Annotated in this window: 10 protein-coding genes; 6 read left to right on the forward strand and 4 right to left on the reverse strand. The window is 41.6% G+C overall.

Translation table 11 applies throughout. From position 1 onward, the window contains the following. From KKB09_06990 to KKB09_07005, 4 genes are all read right to left on the reverse strand, one after another. A partial coding sequence (locus tag KKB09_06990; protein MBU4300931.1) for a hypothetical protein occupies positions 1–660 on the reverse strand: 660 nt, incomplete at its 3' end. Between the two features lie 367 nt (positions 661–1,027). Beyond that, positions 1,028–2,329, reverse strand: a complete 1,302-nt coding sequence (gene serS / locus KKB09_06995) for a serine--tRNA ligase (protein MBU4300932.1) — start codon at positions 2,327–2,329, stop codon at positions 1,028–1,030. Positions 2,330–2,531: 202 nt separating this feature from the next. Beyond that, positions 2,532–2,744 carry a hypothetical protein gene (locus tag KKB09_07000; protein MBU4300933.1) on the reverse strand — a complete coding sequence of 71 codons (213 nt, stop codon included), beginning with the start codon at positions 2,742–2,744 and terminating at the stop codon, positions 2,532–2,534. Between the two features lie 79 nt (positions 2,745–2,823). After that, positions 2,824–3,459: a rhomboid family intramembrane serine protease gene (locus tag KKB09_07005; GenBank protein MBU4300934.1), complete on the reverse strand. Its 636-nt coding sequence runs from the start codon at positions 3,457–3,459 to the stop codon at positions 2,824–2,826. A gap of 97 nt (positions 3,460–3,556) precedes the next feature. Here KKB09_07005 and KKB09_07010 point away from each other — a divergent pair, with 97 nt between their 5' ends. The 6 genes from KKB09_07010 to KKB09_07035 all read left to right on the forward strand — a co-directional run. After that, positions 3,557–4,264, forward strand: coding sequence for a DUF106 domain-containing protein (locus KKB09_07010; protein MBU4300935.1), 708 nt, complete (start codon positions 3,557–3,559; stop codon positions 4,262–4,264). A 3-nt stretch (positions 4,265–4,267) separates the two neighbouring features. Continuing rightward, the gene (locus tag KKB09_07015; protein MBU4300936.1) at positions 4,268–4,525 is read left to right on the forward strand and encodes a hypothetical protein; all 258 of its coding nucleotides are present in this window, start codon (positions 4,268–4,270) and stop codon (positions 4,523–4,525) included. Positions 4,526–4,546: 21 nt separating this feature from the next. After that, positions 4,547–4,816: a 50S ribosomal protein L34e gene (gene rpl34e / locus KKB09_07020; GenBank protein MBU4300937.1), complete on the forward strand. Its 270-nt coding sequence runs from the start codon at positions 4,547–4,549 to the stop codon at positions 4,814–4,816. Positions 4,817–4,848: 32 nt separating this feature from the next. Further along, the gene (locus KKB09_07025; GenBank protein MBU4300938.1) at positions 4,849–5,163 is read left to right on the forward strand and encodes a hypothetical protein; all 315 of its coding nucleotides are present in this window, start codon (positions 4,849–4,851) and stop codon (positions 5,161–5,163) included. A 33-nt stretch (positions 5,164–5,196) separates the two neighbouring features. Then, a complete protein-coding gene (locus tag KKB09_07030) occupies positions 5,197–5,472 on the forward strand; it encodes a 50S ribosomal protein L14e (GenBank protein ID MBU4300939.1) in 276 nt (91 codons plus the stop codon). A gap of 2 nt (positions 5,473–5,474) precedes the next feature. After that, positions 5,475–5,745: hypothetical protein (locus KKB09_07035; GenBank protein MBU4300940.1), on the forward strand; the 271-nt coding region annotated here is incomplete at its 3' end.

Consider the following 5,745-nt stretch of genomic DNA (forward strand, 5'->3'; position numbering starts at 1 on the left):
AATTTCAATCCATTTGCTCCATTGTTTTATGAACTGATAATCAACCGGGCTGAACTCTTTTGCGAATTCAAGCGTTGCAGCAACATAGTTCAGGTATTTCTCATCGCCTTTTTGAGAATATATATAAATGCCGTCATACACTAGGTATGGATTATTACCAATCCTCACCGCTTTTATGCAAGCATCTGATAATGTATCTTCGCACGGGTCCGGCGAAAGATTTGCAAGCCCAAGCGCACTGGAATCTCCTGTCACGGTTACAACAGGCTCTCCGAATGCCTGAAGCTTGATATATTCTATTGTATTATCTAGTGAACCCGTGATATCTTTCGAGTACACGGCACCGCCCACTCCCGCAGCCAATATTCCAAATACTGCCAAAAGAGGCAATACGCCGATTTCTGTTTCAGGCTTTTTTCCCGTAGGATATTGTTGAGCGTTCTCATCGGCAATAAAGTTTCTGAAAAGAGCATCGTGTTTCCTTGAGTCTGACGTAATTGCGGCAAGAACTTTATTCAAATCAGATGTATCGCCGAAGTACGAGTTTGCGATACCTATGTACACTTTATTGAGAGAATTATCAACTGTTTTAGAGAGGCTGCCTGCGGCTTCTTCAATGTATCTACCTACAAGACTGATTCCGTTTTCAACTCCTTTCATACCACCAATCCCCTCACAAACATCATGAAACTCTCGTCGAGTTTCAAGCCATTTCAAGGTTTGTTTTGCGCTGAAGCAGGCCAAACCATTGAAAGTGTTACTATTCGTATACGGTGAACCACTATCAAAGAGTAACGCTACACTATTATTATGTGACGAATGGGTATATAAATGTTAGAAAGAGTGATTTTTAAGGATTTTCTGCTAAAATTGGAGAAATACGGCAGGGGATAAAGAAAAAATAAGGCAAATGATAAATTATATATTTTTCAGCCGTCATTCAAGCATAGGATGTTCCTTTAGCTTCGGATTATATTCTACACTTATGTTGATTTAGAGGATTTGCTTTTGCAATATGAAATAATATTCATTTCGCATTATTTCCCATTTTGCCGGCAATGATTGTTATCCCGCCCATGTACGGCACAAGAACATCCGGCACTTTAATTGTCCCGTCTTTCTGCTGGTAATTCTCGATTATTGCGACCATCGCCCTTGAAGTGGCGATCGCAGTAGAATTCAAAGTATGCACAAGTTCTGGTTTGTCTGATGTTGATTTTCGAAAGCGCACAGCAAGCCGCCTTGACTGGAAATCAGTGCAGTTGGAACATGAAACAACTTCGCGGTATGCGTTCTGCGACGGCATCCACGCCTCTATGTCGTATTTTTTCGAGGCGACAACGCCCATGTCGCCGACGCATATATTGACCACATGATACGGAATTTTTAGCTGCTGAAATATCTCTTCTGCAATTTTCAGCAACTCGTCATGGATTTTCCACGAATCTTTCGGCTCGGAAAATACGAACATCTCGACCTTGTTGAACTGGTGCACACGGAAAATTCCTTTTGTGTCTTTTCCGTGCGAACCCGCTTCCTTCCTGAAACAGGGGCTTACGCCCGCATATTTCAGCGGAAGGTCTTTTGCATCAAGAATCTCGTTCATGTGCATAGGGCCGATCGCATGCTCTGAAGTCGCAATTAAGTAAAGGTCTTCGCCTTCGATTTTATACATCACTTTCTCAAAGTCGGACATATCGGTTACGCATTCATACGGCTTTCTCTGAATCATGTACGGCGGCTCTACAAGTGTAAAGCCTTTTTTTGCGAGTATTTCGAGTGCGAATCTAATCAATGCATAATCAATGAGCACAAGCTCGTTTTTGAGGTAATAAAAGCGAGAGCCGGAAACATTTGCCGCGCGCTCCAAATCCGCAATGTCGAGTTTTTCAATTATGTCAACATGGCTTTTCAGCGGAAAATCGAATTTCGGGATTGTGCCCCATTTCTTTATTTCGACATTTTCGGTATCGTCTTTACCGGCAGGAACCGTTTCGTGAAGAATGTTCGGAAATTTCATCAGAGCCGTGCGAATCCCTTCTTCCTCTTTTGCGATTTCGGAATCAAATTCCCTGATTTTGTCCGAGAGCTTTTTCATTTTTTCGATGATTACATTGGCGTCCTTTTTTTCCTTTTTCAATTTAGCGACTTCCTCCGCAAGCTTGTTTCGCTCGCATTTTGCATCGTCTGCTTCTTTTGAAAGCGTGCGCCAGACTTTGTCCTGCGTGATGACTTCATCAACAAGAGGAATCATTTCTTTTGCGCCTCTTTTTTTCAGGTCGCTTATGATAACATGCGGCGTCTCGCGGAACAATTTTATGTCAAGCATATCATTACTTAGAAATTCAAGAGATTTAAAGGTTTATGAAAGGAAAAACCGCCATTGATTGGATTTAACTCGGCGGGTTTATGAAGTTCTGCGTTAGCAGAATTTGGGCGAGCCGCAGCGAGCCATAAAACTGCATGTTATATTCTCCGAACGAAGTAAGGACGAGGAGCGAAGCGACGAAGAAGTCAACGGTGGGGGCTCATTAAACGAAATACCTTTCTGCCAGAATTATGGCTTCTTGCGTCTTTTTATCAATCTCTTCCATATTTAGTTTGCCCTGAACTATTTTCAAGATTTCTTCTGCTCTACCCTTTTTTGAAGAAAAGCTTGAGACTGACAAATTATAAACGTTCGTTCCAGCAGGAAATTTATCGATTTGAATTACGGTTGTATCACCCACAATTTGGTATTTCATTGCACCTACGGGGGTGCTACGTTGTGCCATTAGGGGATAAAAAGCGTACTTTTCGCGCGCATTCCGCGTACCAACATCATCAGAAACCAAAGGCAAAAATATATCCCTTCAGATAGTACAAAATCGCATTTATCAGCATAACGTAACTTACCAGCGCGACTACCGCAACTGCAAGGCTTCTTTTCCAATCAGGAATCCAGAATTTGCCAAGCGCAATTCCGATAAAAAACCCGATGATGTGCGAAACAAAGGCAGTATTGCTCACAACGCCCTGTGAGATTGCAACAACGTTATAGATAAAATACATGAGCGCAGAGACGCCGACAGGAGCTAATAGCAGCAATGAAAAACGCATCGGCTTTGTAAGCATTGCAAGCGCAGCAAGCGTGAAAATCGCAGCTGATGCCCCGAGCATTCCCGCGCCGGGATAAACCGGAATGCTTAAGAGAAAAGACAGAATGCCTCCTGCAAAAAACGCAAATAAGAGCTTTTGCGCGCCTAAATCGCGCTCCGCAAATCCGCCAAAAATGTAGAGAAACAGCATATTTCCCGCAAGATGGGTGATGCTTGCATGAGCAAAAATTGCAGTTATCAAAAGAAGGTAATTTTTTGAAAGAAGCGCGGAATAGCTGAATGCAAGATCCGCTCCGTAGAACCATGAATATATGCTGGCAGCTATTGAAGCCAGTATGAGTGTGTTCGTTATTCTGCCCATATTCCGTATATCTCCGGCAATACATATATAGATTTGGTAGCCTGATAACGCCTTTTTATAGATTAGCGCCAAATGTTAGGCATATTTATGTGATGATATGGCGCTAACAGAGTTTTTCAACATCATTTTCGCACCCTTTATGGCACAAGGTCCTATGTTTGCGATATCTATTGTCTCCCTCATGATTTCATTCACATTTTCAGCCCTTTATTTAGTCTTTGTAGACCAGCAAAAAATGAAGCGGATAAAGGCAGAAATCAAGGAATCACAGGAAAAAATGAAAAAAGCCCAGAAAGAGCACAATGACAAAGAAATAAAAAGCTTGTTTTCAAACAGTATGAAGCTCCAGAACGAAATGATGAAGCTCACCTTAAAGCCGATTATAGTTTCAATGCTTTTGTTTTTCATCGTAATCCCGTGGATGTACGCGAATTATGGTGATGTAAGCGCAAAAATCGTTGACGGAAAAGGCATACTTGTTTACGGCGCATTGAGTGAAAATATAAGCGCCACAAACAGCACATTTAGATTTTCCGGCAACACAGACAGCAAGATATATGATATCGGCAACAAATTCGAGTTTGCAGGCAAGACGTGGAACACGTCATACCAGTCCGATGCGCGCGGATATTTCGAAAAGCTGCGCAATGTCCCTGTTTACGGCATGCTGACGCTTGAAAATGCGCGCTTCAAACTGCCGTTTCGTTTCCCGGGAATCGGCGACAATGTCGGATGGCTCGGATTATACATCATAATTTCAATACCTTCCACAATGCTATTCAGGAAGATTTTAGGAGTGGATTAAAAAATGGTACAATTAAGTAGCATTGAAATAATGGTGCTTACTTTTGAATTAATGAAGAAAGGATATGGCTTCAGAGAAACTGGAAATAAAACCTACGAAATATTTGATGGCAAAGGGGCTCTTGGGCACGTAAATATGGCAAGCAATGAATTATTATTTGATGGGTTCAATAGCTTTGGTGACAAAAATTTTGCAGATATTGTCAAAAAATATCTTCCAAAAGAATATATTTTAAAGATTATTCCAGAACATCTTATTTAAGACGTAATTCGATGTGATACTATGACATCCCCAAGAAACAATACAAAATCGGCAATATGGAAGAAAATTCGCGTTCCTTCAGGCGTTTCACGATTGCACATAAAGCGCAAAAAGGTAAATGCGGCGCACTGCGCAGTATGCAAAACAGAGCTTTCCGGAGTTCCAAGCAAAAGATCTTATGAGATGCGAAAACTTTCAAAGACCGAAAAGAGGCCCGAGAGAATGTACGGCGGCGTGCTTTGCGGAAACTGCGTAAAGGAGAAACTAAAGGCGTCTATAAGGGCAAAGTAAAATACTATCTGTTTTCATAGGTTGGGTATTTTATGAAGAATTTATATTTTCCGGAATTTTTGAGAGGTACTGAAACGCGCGGTCATGCATGGATTGGAAAAAAGAAGACTGTTACAACTATTGAAAATAACCCTCTTCTTGGAGAATCGCTTAAACTTCAATTAAGTGCTATGAATGATGAGCAAATATATGGTGCGCTTAAATCAGTATGTCATGGTTGTGATGATTCTTGTGTGTATGCTACATGTGTGATTATGCAGCAGTTAAAAAGCGATTTTAAAAACAATAGCTTAAAAGAACGTACTGCCGAAGCATACATAAACGGAGAGCCGTCAATATTATTATAGATTAAATTATAGATTAAATAAATGGTGAAAAATATGCCAGCTATAGAAACAGGCCGCGTCTGTGTAAAAACAGCGGGCAAAGATGCAGGAAAATATTGCGTGATTACGAAAGTCATTGACACGAGTTTTGTCGAGATTACCGGGCCTAAAGCTTTGTCCGGCGTTGCAAGCCAGAAAACAAATATCAAACATCTGGAAGCAACAGCTGATAAGGTCGAAATAGCCGCCGGCGCAAAAGACGAAGACGTTCTTTCAGCAGTTGAAGCTGCGAAGCTTGATAAAAAATTTAAGGCAGGCGTGAAGATATAATTATGCCGACGCAAACACTTCTTTTGAAGCAGGAATCCGAAACAGACGAAAAATACGGATGTGCGCCCCAGAATCGTAAAATCAAAGAGTATGTGATTAATGGGCTCGTCAATCTTGACAAGCCGCGCGGCCCGACATCGCATGAAGTTGCGGCGTGGGTGCGAAATATTTTTGGGAGTGTAAATACCCAAAAAGCTTCGAGTGAAGCGCAGCGAAACGAGATGATTTTTGGGAGTGTAAATACCCAAAAAGCTTCGAGTGAAGCGCAGCGAA

Source organism: Nanoarchaeota archaeon, from assembly GCA_018897155.1.
GTDB lineage: Archaea > EX4484-52 > EX4484-52 > EX4484-52 > LFW-46 > LFW-46.

Bases quoted from the DNA above. Each gene is read 5' to 3' on its own strand.
- serS (MBU4300932.1), bottom strand. From the start codon at position 2,329: ATGCTTGACATAAAATTGTTCCGCGAGACGCCGCATGTTATCATAAGC.
- KKB09_07000 (MBU4300933.1), bottom strand. From the start codon at position 2,744: ATGAAATACCAAATTGTGGGTGATACAACCGTAATTCAAATCGATAAA.
- KKB09_07005 (MBU4300934.1), bottom strand. From the start codon at position 3,459: ATGGGCAGAATAACGAACACACTCATACTGGCTTCAATAGCTGCCAGC.
- KKB09_07010 (MBU4300935.1), top strand. From the start codon at position 3,557: ATGGCGCTAACAGAGTTTTTCAACATCATTTTCGCACCCTTTATGGCA.
- KKB09_07015 (MBU4300936.1), top strand. From the start codon at position 4,268: ATGGTACAATTAAGTAGCATTGAAATAATGGTGCTTACTTTTGAATTA.
- rpl34e (MBU4300937.1), top strand. From the start codon at position 4,547: ATGACATCCCCAAGAAACAATACAAAATCGGCAATATGGAAGAAAATT.
- KKB09_07025 (MBU4300938.1), top strand. From the start codon at position 4,849: ATGAAGAATTTATATTTTCCGGAATTTTTGAGAGGTACTGAAACGCGC.
- KKB09_07030 (MBU4300939.1), top strand. From the start codon at position 5,197: ATGCCAGCTATAGAAACAGGCCGCGTCTGTGTAAAAACAGCGGGCAAA.